We start from the raw sequence: 14,668 nt of genomic DNA on the forward strand, positions 1-14,668 counted from the left end.
ATCCGGGTCAGGTGGACGGGTAGGTCTGGGGTAGGCGTACCACCTGCACGAAGAACTCGTCGATCTGACGCACCGCGTTCATGAACTGGTCGAGGTCGACAGGTTTGGTGACGTAGGCGTTGGCATGCAGCTTGTAGCTGCGCAGGATGTCTTCTTCGGCTTGTGAGGTGGTGAGCACGACGACGGGGATATGACACAGGTCCGGGTCTGACTTGATGGTCTCCAGAACTTGCCGGCCGTCGTATTTGGGCAGGTTCAGGTCGAGCAGTATCAAGTCAGGTCGGGCCGCGTCCTGGTGGGCGCCTCGTCGGTAGAGGTAGTCGAGACCTTCCTGGCCATCGTGGGCAACACTGAGGGTATTGCGAATCTTATTGTGCTCGAATGCTTCTCGGGTAATGAGCTCGTCCCCAGGATCGTCTTCGATGAGCAGGACGACGATAGGGCGGTCTTCAGGTGTCACAGATGTGTCGCTTCCTCATTAGTTGCAAACTGCATGTCGGTGCTGCCCGAGTTGCCGATTGGCAGCGACATGCAAAAACGGGTTCCCGCGGTGTAATCGGTGTCGATCCAAATCCTCCCTGCATGATGCTCGACGATCTTCTTGCAGATCGCCAGCCCGATCCCAGTACCGCTGTAGGCGGTCCGAGCGTGGAGGCGTTGGAAAATCACGAAAACTTTGTCGGCAAATTCCGCCGGAATACCGATGCCGTTGTCCGACACGGTGATTAGCCATTGATCACCAGAGTCGGCGGCGACGGACTCGCAAGTGATCTCGATGTGTGGCGCGACACCGTCCCTGGCGAACTTCATCGCGTTACCAACCAGGTTCTGCCACAACATCGTCAGCAAAGTGGGGTCACCGGTCACCAGCGGGTGACGTACTCCGGTGCGGGAAATCTCAGCACCGGAGTCTTCGATTGCGGTGCTGAGATTCCCCAGCGCGGTGTCGAGCGCCCCGTCGAGGTCGACCTCGACATGCCGGTCGTTGAGCCGGCCCACCCTGGAGAAGGTGAGCAGGTCGTTGATCAGTACTTGCATGCGCTTGGCGCCGTCGACGGCAAAGTCGATGTATTCGACACCGCGGTCGTCGAGTTTGTCGCCGTAGCGCTTTTGCAGTAATTGACAAAACGACGCGACCTTTCGCAATGGCTCCTGCAGGTCGTGCGACGCGACGTAGGCAAACTGCTCGAGTTCGGCGTTGGATCGCCGCAGCTCGATCGCCTGGGCGTCCATCACTTCGGCCTGTTCGATCAGCCGCGCCTGGGCGGACTGTGAGGAGCCGAGCTCGTCGACGATGCGCTTGCGCATGTCGTCGACATCGGTCGCAATCCCTTGAACGTCGCGCGGCCCGCGCGCAACGATCCGTTCAGCGAAGTTTCCTTCGGTGACCCGCCGGCACGCGGCAGCCAACGCGGCGAGGGGACGGGTAACCGCCCACTGGCTCAGCAGCCCCAACGCCACGGCGGTCAACAGGAACACGCCGACCAGGGCGAGCAACACTTTGTCGCGCCAGCTGCGCACCGAAATGAATTCGGCCTTGCCGTCGACGACGGCCGCCGTCAAATGCTGAGTCTGGTTGTCCAACAGCGCACGAATACCGTCGAACTGGGCTTTGCCCCGTTGCGCGGTGGCACTGCTCACTGCAGTGGGAACGCCCACCGTGACACCGGCGATCAGCGGCTCGGCGTACGAGGTTCGCCAGGCGGTGCTGGCGCGTTCGATCGCATCAAGGTCGGCGATCAGTCCGGGGCGCTGAGCCAACTTCTGTCGGATGTTCTGTACCGCAACGAGTTCCGCGCGCTGACCGGTGAAGTAGGGGTCCAAGAATTGTTTGTCGGCCGAGATCACGTATCCGCGCACCGCGGTCTCTTGATCGCTGAGCGCAGCCTGCAATTGATAGGCGGCCGCGCGGGCCGGCTGGATGGACTCGATCAGCTGACGCGACACACCGTCGCTGCGATTGACCAAGATCGATCCGGCCACCGCGCCGGCGACGACCATCACACCCATCACGCCCAAAACGACGTTGAGCCAACCCTGCACCGTGAGCTGTACGCGCGCCTCCCGCCGCATCTCACTAGCCGTCGCACGGCTCATCTGGTTGTCCGCTCTATGCGTAGCACCGCAACGTCGTCACTGAATCCGCCGTGAACCATCGCGCGTTGTTCGGCCGCGTCGACAAGAGCGGTGACGAACTGCGGGCCGGGCAAGTCTGCTAACGATTGGCCGAGCGCCAGCAGCCCGTCTTCCCCGAGGCGCTCCCTGCCTGGACCCGAATAACCCTCGAACAAGCCGTCGGTGAGCAACACCAGACCGCTTCCGCGCGGCACGTCCACGTCGCACTCAGGCCAGTCGGCGGACAATACGCCCAGCGGCGGGCCGCCGGCCGGCTCCACCCACTCGACGACACCGCCGCCGTGCAACAGCAACGGCGGGTGCCCGGCCCGCACAGCGCGAACGCGGTCATCCGGATAGACAGCTAAGTTGAGCACCGTTGCGAAGGCCCGGTCGGTGCACTCCACACGCAGAATCCGGTTGAGCTGGCGCATCCGCTCGACCCCGTCCACACCGGCCAGTACCAAGGCGCGCCACGCGATGCGCAGGCCTACTCCCAGCGCCGCCTCTTCTGGCCCATGCCCGAACACGTCGCCGATCATCACGTGAACGACGCGATCGGCGGTCTGCACCACGTCATAGAAATCTCCGCCCAGCAGACCGCTCTTGCGGCTCGGCCGGTACTGGGTGACGACTTCGACGCCGGGATCGTCGAGCAGCAGCGGCGCCGGGAGCAGCCCGCGCTCCAGCCGGGCGTTCTCCTGGGCCTGGAGCAAACTCACTCGCAGATCCGCCGCGGTGAGCTCGGCACGCTTCCGTTCCACCGCGTACAGCAGCGCACGGCGCAACGTCTCGGGCTCCACGCGGTCCTTGACTAGATAGTCCTGGGCGCCGGCAGCTACCGCGGACACGCCCACGTGTTCGTCGTTCATCCCGGTGAGCACGACGATGGGCACAGTCGCATCGCATCTGTTGATACGTCCGAGGGCCCCCACGCCGTCGGCGTCAGCCAGGTGCAGATCGAGCAACACGCAGTCCGGCCGGCCCTTCGCGAGTTCACGCTCGGCCTCTGCCAACGACTGTGCCCATACCAATCGCACGGTGGCGTTGATGTCAGCGATCAGTTCTTCTACCAGCAGCGCGTCACCGCGGTCATCCTCAACCAGCAATACGGTCAACGATTGAGGCGAGAGCGCTGCCGTGACGTCCGTCCTGGCAAGGCCCGCCGAAACGAGTCCTTCTGGACCAAGCATGCGCCACCCGTGTACTTGAACTGTCACAACACCCGGTGAGGGGCTCAGCCATCCTATCCAGTGCCGTCGCGAAACCAGCGATACGCCCCGATCGGCTAACGGCGATGGGCAATGGTCCCCGCCGTGCAGCTTGCTAGAGGCTACGGTCGGTGGTCTTCATGAATTGCCGCCAGATGGTTCAGGATTCGCTCGTTGACAGTGGCGAGGGTGTCGAGCTCGGCCGGCGTGAGCAGGTCGATGAAATTCCGGCGGACGTCGTCGACGTGACCGCGTGCCGCCTTCTCGATGGCGGCGCGGCCTTTCGGCTCTAGGCACACCATGGTGCTACGAGCGTCGTCGGGGTTGGGCGCGCGCCTGATCAGCCCGTCCTTCTCCATTCGCCGTACCTGATGTGAGACCCGGCTTTTCTCCCAGCTCAGCGCGTTGCACAGATCGCGGGCCGGCATACAGTCACCAGCCTGTTCGGAGAGCGCCGCCAGTATCCGGTAGTCGGCGCCGGACAGGCCGAATTCCTGCAGCCCGCGGTGCAGGTGCAGTTCGAGTTGATGATGCGCGTGCAGGAAGGCGCGCCACGCGCGATCTTCTCGGGCGTCGAGCCAGTTCGGTTCCACAAGCAGCCATGCTATCCGGATTGGTTGACGCGTCATCTAGTTTGCAATAAGGTTGACAAGTCAACCATTCGGGTCAACGGGCAGGGGACTTCACGTGAGCAGGATCAGCATCATCGGAACCGGGAACATGGCCCGCGCCATCGGCGGACTCGCAGTGGCAGGCGGGAACACCGTGCAGATCATCGGCCGCGATCAGACCAAGGCTGCCGACCTAGCCAAGACGCTCGGCGGCAACGCCACCGCAGGCGGGCTGGGGGCCGTTCCGGCCGGGGACATCGTCATTCTGGCGCTTTTGCACGCGGACGTCGTTCCAGTCGTCACCGACTACGGAGATCGTCTGGCGGGCAAAGTCATCGTCGACATCAGCAACCCCTTCAATGCCGCCGTCGACGGGTTGGCGATCCCCGAGGGCACCTCGGTCGCGCAGGAAGTCGCCAAGGTGGCTCCGGCCAGCGCCAGCGTGGTGAAGGCGTTCAACACCATCTTCGGTGTTGTGCTGGAGAAAGGTCGGCCGCTCGACGTTTTCCTTGCCGGTGACGACCAGTCCGCCAAAGAGAAGTTGTCCGAATTCATCGCCACCCTCGGGCTTCGTCCGCTCGACGTCGGCGGCTTGAGCATGGCGCATTGGCTCGAGGGCGCGGGTCTGCTTGTGATGGGCCTTGCCCGTCACGGAATGGGCAGTTTCGACTTCGCACTCGGTGCCGCGGTTCCCGGTTGAGCCCCACGGACCTGACACTTGCGCTACCGAGCCTTCACGCCGTCCCGTTCTCACGACTGGCAGTAAGCCGAGAGTCGAGTCCAGGCATCTCCTTGAATACCTTCCGCAAGGGAACAGGTCCCCGATCGATGATCCGAGCGCCGAAGATGACGTGCCACACGTGGTGATAAGCAGCGTCGAGCGCGTCGTCGTCGGAGGCGGACGGTGGTTCGGCCATCTCGCCTATGCTAGCGCGTTGGTTCACTTATTGAACATTCCGGGGAGTCGGATGGGCGTCCGGTCTGATGAACAGCGCGCTCAAAGATCGCCGGGGTCCACCTCTCGTCGTAAGGCGAGTCGGGTACAGATGTCGTCGAGCGGGAGCTTGGCACTCGTCGCCAGTCGTTCGAGCAACACGAACGCCTCGTCAGCGCTGATGCCGAATCGGTGCATGAGCATGCCTTCGGCTTGTCCGATGATGTCGCGCGACCTTAGGGCACTCTGTATTCGGCCCATGCGTAGCAGCGAATTCCATACTGCCGCAATGTGAATGCTGTAGGTGTGTGCGATGTCGAACGCTTCGGCGCCGAAGCTGTGGGGTGGCTCGGCGTGCAGATTCAACGCTCCGAAGCTCTGCGAACCCGCCGACAGGTCGAAACAGATCATCGAACGGACTGGGGTGGCATCCAGCGCAGCTGCGCGAAAATTCGGCCAGCGCGAATCGCCGACCAGGTCGGTGACGCTGACGCTGTGTCGCTGACGCGCCGCCTCCAGACAGGGGCCTTGGTCGTAGCGCTGCTGCAGGTAGTCCAGCAGCGCTGAATACCGATGCGTCGCGGTGGCAGCATGGATGCCGCCATTCTCGTCGACGGCAGTAATTCCGGCATATTGTGCGCCCGGCACGTCGTGAGCAGCGCTCGACGTCAGCTTGCCCAAGGCCGTTGACAAGCCTATGGTGTCGTCTTCCTGAATCTCCCGCACCAGTGCGGCGAGGCGCACGTGCAAGGCATGGGGGCCGTTCAATCGCACCGCCGCTCACGGGTAGGGCTCACGGCAAGGTGAATGCCATCGCGTCCGCTTGCCGTCGCTTCAACCTACACCGACAACGTGTTCCTGAACATAGATGTTCGAGGCAGGCATACGTTCGGAGGACGTCCGGAACGGATGTCGTCGGGACATAAATCGTGGGCGTCTTCGCGCCATTACCCGACACTTCGGTCAGAGCCTCCGCGTGCCGACGGTGCCGCTGGAAAGGTTACAAACGGCCGCCGGCAGCGTACTGTCAAGGTGAGCCGTTTCGTTGTCAACAAGGATCTGCCGCAACAGCAGCCGATCACATTGTTGCCCAATGGGATTCCTCCGTTTCCAGTGGCAGCGGGAAGCGACGCCCTGCCCGTGAGGAATCCCTTCGATGAGTAATTTCTGCTTGTCACATCGGTTCGGTGTCCGATGAGCGAGTGGCGGGCGGCCAGTCTCGTCCGGTTTTCGATTGCCGAAGCACGCGGTGGAGACATCGACGGAGCGTGGTGGCCGCGGGTTGACCGCATGACCATCGAGTTGCCTCGTCTGGTCACTGCGCTGACTCCACTGCTCGGCCGGATCGATTCCATCAACGTCAATTGGTCACACCTGCAGCGGCCACCCAATCTGAACTGGCCGGGCTGGGAGCACAAAGCCCAACACGTCATTACGCTCAACGGTGAAGATGCCCGCGTCAACCTGTTGGTCATCGCATACCACACCCATAGCGGGCTCGCGCTCATGGTGTTGCGACGTGCCGCCGGACTTCCCATCGTCCCGAGCGATCGCGAAAAGCCCGCATTCAGGACCGCCGGGTCCGTCCTCCAAGCCGCGATGACACAGCGCGCCGCGGCGGGGCATGCCGCCGCGGCTAGCACTCTGCAACCGAGCGAGCCGAGATGGCAATGACGGCAACGGGACCGGTATCCAGATAGCGAAGGGTATTCGGCGCGATGCCGAAATTCGCCGGCACGCATGAAACCATGAACGGCGAGGGACCGGGCGCGTCTTCGACCCAAACTGCTAAACGTCTCAGGGTTCAGAATACGAGTCCCCGGTGCTGTGGGTGGTTACCCCGCTCGGTCCCTTCCTGATCCGCCACTGGTGAACCGCAACCACACCAGAAGGCCGGCGCTGTCCAGCCGACACTACGATCGTGGTTCATGACCGAACGAGCACCGGGAAGGCCGGCCTCGGCCGCATCGGCCGGCGAGATCGCACCGCTCGATGTCGTCGGTTCTGGAATCCTTCCCCCGGTCGAGGTCCGAGTGCGCCGCGCTTTTTGGGTGCTCGAGCGGCTGGCGCCGTTTCTGGGATCGCGGTGGGCAGTCGAATTATGGTGTACCCCACCGATTCTCGAGTCGAGTTTGCGCATGCCGCCCGGTGTGTCGCCGGGGCGGCCGGTAGAAGCGTATTGGGACGGCCATCGCGTTGCCGGCGAGGAATGGGGCGAAGGGCCGCCCGTGTATCTCGTTCACGGTTGGGGAGGCCAGCGCGCGCATCTGGCTGTCTTCGTCAAACCGCTGGTCGAGGCGGGTTATCGGGCCGTGGCGTTCGACCTGCCCAGCCATAACGAATCCGATCCGGGTGCGCTCGCGCCCGGCCGCACCACCGCCATCGAGTGCGCCGACGCGATAGCGGCGATGATCGAAGCCCACGGACCCGCCAGGGCGGTGATAGCGCACTCGCTCGGCGCGAATGCGACCGCCTTGGCGGCGGCGCAGGGCACCCAGGTGGGCCGATTGGTCTTTCTGGCGCCCATGGGCGATTTTCCGCTCTATCTCGACCTGTTCGCCGCGCGTCACGGCTTCGGCCGCCGAATCCGTGCCGGGCTGCATCGTCGCCTGGAAAAACGCATCGCGATGCCACTGGAAGAGACGAACATGACGCGGATCGGTCGACGGGCGAACTATCCGCCGCTGCTCCTCATCCACGACCCCGACGATCCCGACAGCCCCTACGCTGCCAGCGAACGACTGGCCGCGGCGTGGCAGGGTGCGCGATTGATGACCACGCGAGGGCTTGGCCGACTCGCGCATTACCGGATCCTTCGTCACCGCCCGGCGATCAACGCCGGAATGGAGTTCATCGGCCCCCAAGCGGTCAACCCGAACGCCGCAGAGCCACCTAATGAGAGCTAGCGCCGGCCGACCCGCGCATCAAAGTCGCTGCGGCTCAGGTGGTCCAGTTGTCCACCAGGTCGGACCATCGCCGGGAGATGGTCTTCTCGAGCTCGTCGCGAGTGCGCCGGCTCATCACGTCACCGGGTTCACGTGCACCGACCGCTAATCGCGCCAACTCCGCAACCTGCTGAGGCTCGAGCCCGAAGGTGACCAACGTGTCGAGGTCGGTGTCGGTGTCGAGGTCGTCCGGCAGCGGTGAGTGGGCAAGCAGGACAGCCACGTTCTCCTCACCCACCTCGAGAAGCATGGCGACCAGACTCGACTTCTCGACCTTCATGAAGCGGGTTTACACCGGCCGGCGAATCGACAGCTCGATCCCGTTGTCGCGCATGACGGTTCGGCATTGGTCAGGCGTGTAGTCGAAATTCTCCAAGTCCTTGATATAGGACGCCGGTTCCGCGAGTCCCTCGACGTGCGGAAAGTCAGAGCCCATGATGATCCGTTCCGCACCGAGCAGCTTGAGCAGGCTGGCGAGCTCGTCCTCGTAGAAGGGGGACACCCAGACGTGGCGCTTGAATGTCTCGCGGGGATCTTCCTGGTAGATGAACGGGATTTGTCCGTAGGACTTGGTGAGCTTTTCGAACAGATGGAATACCCACGCCGAACCGCTCTCGATCGAGGCCATGCGCAGGTTGGGGAAACGCAGAAACAGACCACTGTGCAGGTGATTGGCGAAGGTGTCCTGTAACGCGTCCCCGGAGAACAGCGACCGGAAGCCCAGTAATGCCTGAAACGACATCATGTAGTCCGCCTCGCCCCAGGCCGGCATGAACTTCGAGTAGTAGGTCTCACCGGAGTGGTAGCACACGGTGATGCCCGAATCGTTTGCCAATCGCCAGAATTCGTCGAACATCGGGTCCCCGGGTGCGCGCATTCCCACGTCGGTAGAGATTGGACCCGGGATCATGACGATGAAACGAGCGTCGCGGTCCAATGCCCATTCGAGTTCCCGCACCGCGGCGTCGGGCCGGCACAGCGTGATGTAGGGAGCGCTGAAAATCCGCGCCTGGTAGGCAAATCCCCAGTCTTCGTCCATCCAGCGGTTGAAGGCGCGGAAGGCCGCGACCGTGGCATCCAGGTCGGGCAGCAGCGCCTGCTCCATCCCAACCCCCAGTGTCGGCAAGAGTATGCAGCCCTGCATCCCTTGTTCGTCCATCATCGCCAAGCGTGCGTCCCGGTCGCGATACGCGGGGCTGATGGGTTCCAGCTCGCCGAAGAGCGAATTCAGGTCGGCACCATAGGGATTGCGCCCCCGAAAGTACTCGTCGAGCGCCCCGGGCTTACCGACGGGATCAAATGTCGGGTTCGGGATGAACCTGTTGACCCGGCCGCCGACGAGTAGACGCTGCTTGCCGTCCACCTGAGCCCACTGAATTGCACGCTTTTTGAATTGCGGATCGATGTGGCGGGTAAAGGCATCGACTGCCTCGTAGTAGTGGTTGTCACAGTCGAAGAAGGTAAAGCCCAACTCGGTAGTCATTGCGGTGCTGTCCTTTCGATGGCGGGGCAGGTAGAGGTCAGCCGCGTGGCAGGCCGAGGATCATCGACGCGATGACGGTCAACTGGATCTCCGCGGTCCCGCCGCCGATCAATTCGGAGGGCATGTCGAAATACGGCCGGACGACGGCCGGGTCTGACTCCTCCAGCATCGCGATGCGGCCGGTCAGGTTCAGCGTGGCGCGTGCGGCACGGCGCAACAGCATCACCATCGCGTACTTGGCGATGCTCGACGTGGGCCCCGGCGATTGCCCCTGCACCAACCTCAGCGTTTCCCGCAGGACCATAGCCTTGATCGCAGTGGTGTAAGCCTCGATGTCACCGAGCGCTTGAATCGCGGTGTCCTGATCGGGACCGATGATTCTCGCGACATGGCGCAGCGCACCCGACCGGTCGATGTTGACGTAGTTGCCGATCGCGGTGCGTTCGACGGCCATTGTCGCGACCGCGAGATCCCAACCGCTGCCTGGACTTCCGACCAGCATCTCGTCCGGCACGAAGACATCGGTAAAGAACACCTCGTTGAAGTCGTGGTGGCCGCTGACCTGCTTGATCGGCTCGACGGTGATACCCGGTGACGCCATGTCGACGAGGAAGTAGCTGATCCCGCGGTGCTTCGGTGCTGCTGGATCGGTGCGCGCCAGCATCGCCCCGTAGTCCGCCCGGTCGGCCATCGACGTCCAGATCTTGTGGCCGTTGACGAGCCATCCGCCGTCCACTTTGGCGGCCCGGGTTCGCAACGAGGCAAGATCAGACCCGGCCCCAGGCTCACTGAACAGTTGACACCATCGTTGCATGCCGCGCAGGATCGGGTCCGCGAATCTCTGCCGCTGCGAGTCGGTTCCGCTGTTCAATATCGTCGGCAGAATCCATTCCGCGATGCCGAGCGACGGTTTGACCAATTCCGGTCGCTTGTCGAACTCCTCGTTGATGATCACCTGCTGCACCGGGGTGGCGTCGACACCCCACGGACGGGGCAGTTGCGGAGCGGCGAGTCCCGCCTCGACCAGCGCGTCGCGTTGCGCACCGAAGGCGAGCCCGGGCGCCCGATCGTCGTCCGACGGATGGTCGTTGGTCAGCGTCCGGGCATGGTCGAGCGTCCGTGCCACCCATGCCCGGAACGCAGAGTCGACATCACCGAGATTCGCTGCGGTAGAGCGCCTCACCTCTAGCGCCAGGCGACCCGCATCACGACTCCAGCGCGTCGTCGGACCCAGCGATGCCGCCAGGCTGACTGCGCGACGCCAATACAGGTGAGTGTCGTGTTCCCAGGTGTACCCGATCGCGCCGAACATGGTGAGCGCGTCGAGCGCCAAGTCGGGTGCCGGAACCACCGCCATCAATGCCGCCGACGCGGCGGCAAGGCGATGCTGTTCCAGTGACTCGTCGGCGGCGCGCACCGCATCCCACGCCGCGGCCGCGGCCAGCTCGACGTTGACCCGTAACACGGCCGCCTTGTGCTGCAGAGCTTGGAAGGATCCGATCGGCTTGCCGAATTGTTCGCGCGTCCGGATGTAATCGATTGCCGCTGACACACATTGGCGTGCCGTCCCGGCCGACGCGCATGCGGTGAGCGCCGCCGCGACGCAGCAAGCACGTTCCACCGCGATGCCGGACAGTTCCGCATCATCGTCGACGGTGTGCTGATTGAGGTTCAGCACACCGACGTCCGTGCAGAGGTCGGTGCCCTGCAGCTGGTCGATCGACAAGGTGGTGTCGCTGCCGTCGCCGGGTTCCACGGTAAACCAGCGCTCACCGTCACTGGTGCGCGCCGCAAGCAGGACTCGTTGCGCTGCAACCAGTCCCAATATCGGCGACGAGGAGCCTGTCAGCTGCCACCCACCGCTGACGCGGTTGGCCCGGATGTCGGAATCCTCGGGTAGTAACGCCGCTGCGGGCGCGCCCGAGACGACGTCGCTGAGCCAGCGCAGCCCCGACTCGCCGGCCAACGGCACAATGGCCGCGGCGATAGCGGTGCTGAGTACCGGGCCCGGAAGCAGGGTCGCGGCGGCGGCTTCGACAACACAGCCGAGATCGCCGAGTGTGCCCCCGTGGCCGCCGACCGACTCGGGGAGATGCACGGCCAGGAAGCCGTGTGAAGTGAACTCCTCCCACCAGGGCGGCAACTCGCCGGCGGCCAGGGAGTCGAATGCCGCTCTCGTCTTGTCGATCGGCGCATGGCGTGCAGCGAACCGGGCGACCGTATCGACCAACTGCTCTTGTTCCTCGGTTACCGCCAAGCCCATCGGTCGTCAATCCTCCAGCCCGAGGATGCGTGCAGCATTGCCGTGCAAGAACTTCGGCCAGACTTCGTCTTTGAGTGGGACGTGGGGCAGCTCGCTGAAGATCCGTTCGAGCGACAGACCCATCGGGAAGTAACCGGCATAGAGGATTTTGTCCGCGCCACGCGAGTTGGCGTAGTCAATGATGGCCTTGGGGTAGTACTTCGGGGCGAACGCCGAGGTCGAGTAATACAGGTTGGGCCACTTCAACATGAGCTTGACGGCGAGGTCCTGCCAAGGTTCGCAGCCATGCCGCGTGACGAACACCAGGTCGGGAAAGTCGAACATGACGACGTCGATCCGTGAAACCTCTTGCGGTGCAAACGGAACGCGTGGTCCGGGAATGCCGGCGCAGACGAATATCGGGATGCCCAGTTCTACGCAGGTCGCGTAGATCGGATACATCTTCGGGTCGTCGATTGCCACCTGGGGAAAGGTTCCCGCCGGAAACACCGACGTCGCCCGGATGCCGAACTGCTCGTAGTCGCGGCGGATTGCGTTCACCGACCCCATCACGTCGTTCGGGTCCGCGATGGCGCCGGAGGGGATGAAGCGGTCGGGAAACGTCTTGAGTGCCAGCGCCGCCGAGTCCTCGGTAACCCCGATCATCGCCCGCTCGATGCCGAATCTGTCCATTTGCTGCAAAACCAGCGACACAGGATCGTCGGTCGGTAACCCCTTGGGCACGTCCTTGAACATGTACTCGACCGGGAAGTCGAAGCTTTCTTTCGACTCCCGGTCCTTCGTTTGCCGACGGATGAAGTCGTACTGCGCCGAGCCCTCGTGCGGAAACCCGATCATCGTGTCGATCACCGGCACGCCGACGGGTCCGGCCATGGCTTCCTCCGATCAGACGGGCGCAGCGGTGCTGCCGCTCCGGCAATTATTGAAACACCGTTCTACCTATGTCAAGGCGGTCGGTAGGAAAAGCTACTTTCAAGCCGGTATCATGCGGGCTCAGAGAGAACGTTGTTCTGGTGGACGAATGGGAGGTGGTGTCACCGTGCGGCTCGCCGACAGCAGTCAGCCGGAGATCCTGTCCCTGTCGGATATGACCAGTGGGCAACTCGCCAGGCGGGCCAAAATCGTCGAGGCTGTGATCGGACTGATTGCCGACCTGGGCGCTGAGGCAGTTCAGATGCGCGACGTCGCGCAGCGATCGGGCGTCGCGTTGGCAACCGTCTACCGCTACTTCAGGTCGAAGGAGCACCTGCTGGCCGCAGCGCTCGAAGACTGGCAGAAGAGGCTGACCCGACGCACGCTGGCGGCCCGCCGTTCGACGGCGAATGCCCCGCTGACAGACATCCTCGCCTACCTCGAACGCGCGCAGCGCGCGTTCCACCGCAATCCGAAGATGACCAGCTTGATGCTGCAGACCATGACGTCAAACGAACCCGAAGCCAAAGCGGCGATCGACCACATGAACCGCACCAACACCGAGATGTTCGCCCGCTTGCTCGAAGGGCTTCCGGCAGAGGACATTCCATACATCAGCTTCGGCCTGAACGCCGCGTTGACGAGCGCGCTCGGCGCCGTGCTCGCCGGGATGATGACGTTCGAGGAAGCGCAGGCGAAAGTCGAGTGGGTGACACGCTCCTTGATGAACCCGCACACTGCCTGATCCACGCGCGGCGTATATCAAAGGACGGAAGACGTCGGGAAAATCGACTTTCTCCAGGAGCGGGAGCGAGTAACCTGAGCGACCAAGCGCAGGAAATTCGACCAGCCTAGGGGAATGCCGTGCGACAGCCCGAGCTCACCAGCCTCGTGGGTTTGCAAGACACCGACGGAGATCGGCTGATTCTCCTGCGGGTGGACCGGCCCGATGAGAAGAGCAACTACCTGTTGCGGGTGGGCGCGGGAAAGGTGTTGTTGACTGCCGGTGACCTTGCCCGCCTCAGCGCCGCCATCCGGGTGGAACTCGTGGCGGCGAATCGGATCCGAATTGTCAGCTGGCTACTTCAGCTGCTGGTCGTGTGCGCGCTGGCGTGGCTCCTCGCCTACGGTGTCACCGGTCCGCTTTTCGCCTATCCCTGGTCGAACTGAGTCCGACCCGCGAGTTCTTCTGTAGCGCCGCCGATTCCACGACCAACACCCTTGGATGGATCGCTCGCGACCAAGCCCGTCGAACACTCATTGAAAACGCTAATATCACGCCGTGCGACGGGGTGACTCAGCCGGTTGAGCAGGGGTGATGCCGATTGTGACGACGACGGATGGGCCGCTGAGTGGTTGCGCGACGCATCGCTGAACATGCCGCCGAGCGCGGTAGTCGATAAATTCGCCGTATGCCCACGACCAGCGACCACACCGATTCCCGGCCGTTCGCTCGCAGACTCGTACTCCGGATCAGCACTCTGTTGGCGCTGAACGCGGGCTTCGTCAACGCCGTCGCGCTGCTGATCTTCGCGCTGCCGGTCGGCAATCTGACCGCTGTCACGACACAGCTGGGGATGAAAACAGCAAACCCGTGGCTGTACGAAGGTCACGTGCTGCTGGCCGTGCTGACTGGCTTCTTCCTCGGAGCGCTGACCGCCGGTGCAATCCTGCCCGCCGAGATCATCATGAGCGGCGCGCGGCCGGCGGCTGTCTTGCTCGGGGAGGCCGGTCTGCTGCTCCTGGCCGCCGCCGCGGTCGAGGACACCTTCGTCAGGGACATCCTCGACGGCACCCCAATCGAGACACAAGCATTGCAAGCGTTTTTCGCGGCGGCTGCGCTGGGATTACAGAACGGGCTCACGTCTAGCTTCCGCGAAATGGCAGTACGCACAACCCACTTCACCGGAACCATCACCGACCTGGGCTTGTTGATCGGACGCAGCCGCAAGATCGGGATCGACCGGTGGAAGGCCGCGACGTTGGCGCTTACGCTCCTGCTGTTCCTGACGGGCGGGGCAGCCGGACTGCTGGCAGGCTCTCGCTGGGGCGGTTATGCATTGATCGCTCCGGCACTGTGTTGCGTCATCGTCGCCATCCGCAGTGCGATGCGGAATCACCTGACACACCCTGTGTATCCGGTCGGCGCGCGTCCGGATCCCATTCAGGTTTAGCGCGTTTCGCTGGGCGTGAG

The 14,668-nt window shown here is 63.5% G+C and carries 16 protein-coding genes; 6 read left to right on the forward strand and 10 right to left on the reverse strand.

Annotated features, from left to right (window positions below; genetic code table 11):
* Positions 1 to 7 precede the first annotated feature (7 nt).
* The 4 genes from MKK62_RS09895 to MKK62_RS09910 all read right to left on the reverse strand — a co-directional run bounded on the left by MKK62_RS09895 (position 8) and on the right by MKK62_RS09910 (position 3,919).
* A complete protein-coding gene (locus tag MKK62_RS09895; RefSeq protein ID WP_240261241.1) occupies positions 8 to 460 on the reverse strand; it encodes a response regulator in 453 nt (150 codons plus the stop codon).
* Positions 457 to 2,097, reverse strand: coding sequence for a sensor histidine kinase (locus MKK62_RS09900; protein WP_240261240.1), 1,641 nt, complete (start codon positions 2,095 to 2,097; stop codon positions 457 to 459). The genes MKK62_RS09895 and MKK62_RS09900 overlap by 4 nt, the downstream gene beginning before the upstream one ends.
* Entirely contained in the window at positions 2,094 to 3,233 is a 1,140-nt protein-coding gene (locus tag MKK62_RS09905) for a PP2C family protein-serine/threonine phosphatase (RefSeq protein ID WP_240261239.1), read from the reverse strand. Before MKK62_RS09905 ends, MKK62_RS09900 begins: the two co-directional genes overlap by 4 nt.
* A 215-nt stretch (positions 3,234 to 3,448) precedes the next feature.
* The gene (locus tag MKK62_RS09910) at positions 3,449 to 3,919 is read right to left on the reverse strand and encodes a MarR family winged helix-turn-helix transcriptional regulator (RefSeq protein ID WP_240261238.1); all 471 of its coding nucleotides are present in this window, start codon (positions 3,917 to 3,919) and stop codon (positions 3,449 to 3,451) included.
* 94 nt (positions 3,920 to 4,013) lie between these two features.
* Between MKK62_RS09910 and MKK62_RS09915 the strand changes: the two genes are divergently transcribed.
* Positions 4,014 to 4,637 carry an NADPH-dependent F420 reductase gene (locus MKK62_RS09915; RefSeq protein WP_240261237.1) on the forward strand — a complete coding sequence of 208 codons (624 nt, stop codon included), beginning with the start codon at positions 4,014 to 4,016 and terminating at the stop codon, positions 4,635 to 4,637.
* Positions 4,638 to 4,671: 34 nt separating this feature from the next.
* Here the strand turns inward: MKK62_RS09915 and MKK62_RS09920 are convergent, their stop codons facing one another.
* Together MKK62_RS09920 and MKK62_RS09925 are read right to left on the reverse strand one after the other, a co-directional pair.
* Complete coding sequence (locus tag MKK62_RS09920) at positions 4,672 to 4,854, reverse strand: hypothetical protein (protein ID WP_240261236.1); 183 nt, start codon at positions 4,852 to 4,854, stop codon at positions 4,672 to 4,674.
* Between the two features lie 80 nt (positions 4,855 to 4,934).
* Positions 4,935 to 5,615, reverse strand: a complete 681-nt coding sequence (locus MKK62_RS09925) for a GAF and ANTAR domain-containing protein (protein WP_260060479.1) — start codon at positions 5,613 to 5,615, stop codon at positions 4,935 to 4,937.
* A 450-nt stretch (positions 5,616 to 6,065) separates the two neighbouring features.
* Between MKK62_RS09925 and MKK62_RS09930 the strand changes: the two genes are divergently transcribed.
* On the forward strand, positions 6,066 to 6,545 hold the full coding sequence (locus tag MKK62_RS09930) for a DUF5994 family protein (protein ID WP_434085048.1): 480 nt from the start codon (positions 6,066 to 6,068) through the stop codon (positions 6,543 to 6,545).
* A 254-nt stretch (positions 6,546 to 6,799) separates the two neighbouring features.
* The gene (locus tag MKK62_RS09935; protein ID WP_240261234.1) at positions 6,800 to 7,777 is read left to right on the forward strand and encodes an alpha/beta fold hydrolase; all 978 of its coding nucleotides are present in this window, start codon (positions 6,800 to 6,802) and stop codon (positions 7,775 to 7,777) included.
* A gap of 34 nt (positions 7,778 to 7,811) precedes the next feature.
* Here MKK62_RS09935 and MKK62_RS09940 read toward each other — a convergent pair whose 3' ends face one another.
* The 4 genes from MKK62_RS09940 to MKK62_RS09955 are packed head-to-tail and all read right to left on the reverse strand — an operon-like array spanning position 7,812 to position 12,435.
* The gene (locus MKK62_RS09940; RefSeq protein ID WP_240261233.1) at positions 7,812 to 8,096 is read right to left on the reverse strand and encodes a hypothetical protein; all 285 of its coding nucleotides are present in this window, start codon (positions 8,094 to 8,096) and stop codon (positions 7,812 to 7,814) included.
* 9 nt (positions 8,097 to 8,105) lie between these two features.
* Positions 8,106 to 9,299, reverse strand: a complete 1,194-nt coding sequence (locus MKK62_RS09945; protein ID WP_240261232.1) for an amidohydrolase family protein — start codon at positions 9,297 to 9,299, stop codon at positions 8,106 to 8,108.
* Between the two features lie 37 nt (positions 9,300 to 9,336).
* Entirely contained in the window at positions 9,337 to 11,562 is a 2,226-nt protein-coding gene (locus tag MKK62_RS09950) for an acyl-CoA dehydrogenase family protein (protein WP_240261231.1), read from the reverse strand.
* A 6-nt stretch (positions 11,563 to 11,568) separates the two neighbouring features.
* Complete coding sequence (locus MKK62_RS09955) at positions 11,569 to 12,435, reverse strand: amidohydrolase family protein (RefSeq protein WP_240261230.1); 867 nt, start codon at positions 12,433 to 12,435, stop codon at positions 11,569 to 11,571.
* On the opposite strand from MKK62_RS09955, the gene MKK62_RS09960 reads away from it, so the two are divergent.
* The 3 genes from MKK62_RS09960 to MKK62_RS09970 all read left to right on the forward strand — a co-directional run bounded on the left by MKK62_RS09960 (position 12,401) and on the right by MKK62_RS09970 (position 14,648).
* On the forward strand, positions 12,401 to 13,219 hold the full coding sequence (locus MKK62_RS09960) for a TetR family transcriptional regulator (RefSeq protein WP_240261229.1): 819 nt from the start codon (positions 12,401 to 12,403) through the stop codon (positions 13,217 to 13,219). The two genes, MKK62_RS09955 and MKK62_RS09960, sit on opposite strands and share 35 nt — an antisense overlap.
* A 119-nt stretch (positions 13,220 to 13,338) precedes the next feature.
* Positions 13,339 to 13,644 (forward strand): hypothetical protein, encoded by a 306-nt coding sequence (locus MKK62_RS09965; RefSeq protein WP_240261228.1) that lies wholly within the window; start codon positions 13,339 to 13,341, stop codon positions 13,642 to 13,644.
* A gap of 242 nt (positions 13,645 to 13,886) precedes the next feature.
* Positions 13,887 to 14,648: a YoaK family protein gene (locus tag MKK62_RS09970; protein ID WP_240261227.1), complete on the forward strand. Its 762-nt coding sequence runs from the start codon at positions 13,887 to 13,889 to the stop codon at positions 14,646 to 14,648.
* Positions 14,649 to 14,668 lie beyond the last annotated feature (20 nt).

Source organism: Mycobacterium paraterrae (assembly GCF_022430545.2).
In the GTDB taxonomy this organism is placed as follows: domain Bacteria; phylum Actinomycetota; class Actinomycetes; order Mycobacteriales; family Mycobacteriaceae; genus Mycobacterium; species Mycobacterium paraterrae.

Bases quoted from the DNA above. Each gene is read 5' to 3' on its own strand.
- MKK62_RS09920 (WP_240261236.1), bottom strand. From the start codon at position 4,854: ATGGCCGAACCACCGTCCGCCTCCGACGACGACGCGCTCGACGCTGCT.
- MKK62_RS09930 (WP_434085048.1), top strand. From the start codon at position 6,066: ATGAGCGAGTGGCGGGCGGCCAGTCTCGTCCGGTTTTCGATTGCCGAA.
- MKK62_RS09900 (WP_240261240.1), bottom strand. From the start codon at position 2,097: ATGAGCCGTGCGACGGCTAGTGAGATGCGGCGGGAGGCGCGCGTACAG.
- MKK62_RS09970 (WP_240261227.1), top strand. From the start codon at position 13,887: ATGCCCACGACCAGCGACCACACCGATTCCCGGCCGTTCGCTCGCAGA.
- MKK62_RS09955 (WP_240261230.1), bottom strand. From the start codon at position 12,435: ATGGCCGGACCCGTCGGCGTGCCGGTGATCGACACGATGATCGGGTTT.
- MKK62_RS09945 (WP_240261232.1), bottom strand. From the start codon at position 9,299: ATGACTACCGAGTTGGGCTTTACCTTCTTCGACTGTGACAACCACTAC.
- MKK62_RS09950 (WP_240261231.1), bottom strand. From the start codon at position 11,562: ATGGGCTTGGCGGTAACCGAGGAACAAGAGCAGTTGGTCGATACGGTC.
- MKK62_RS09935 (WP_240261234.1), top strand. From the start codon at position 6,800: ATGACCGAACGAGCACCGGGAAGGCCGGCCTCGGCCGCATCGGCCGGC.
- MKK62_RS09940 (WP_240261233.1), bottom strand. From the start codon at position 8,096: ATGAAGGTCGAGAAGTCGAGTCTGGTCGCCATGCTTCTCGAGGTGGGT.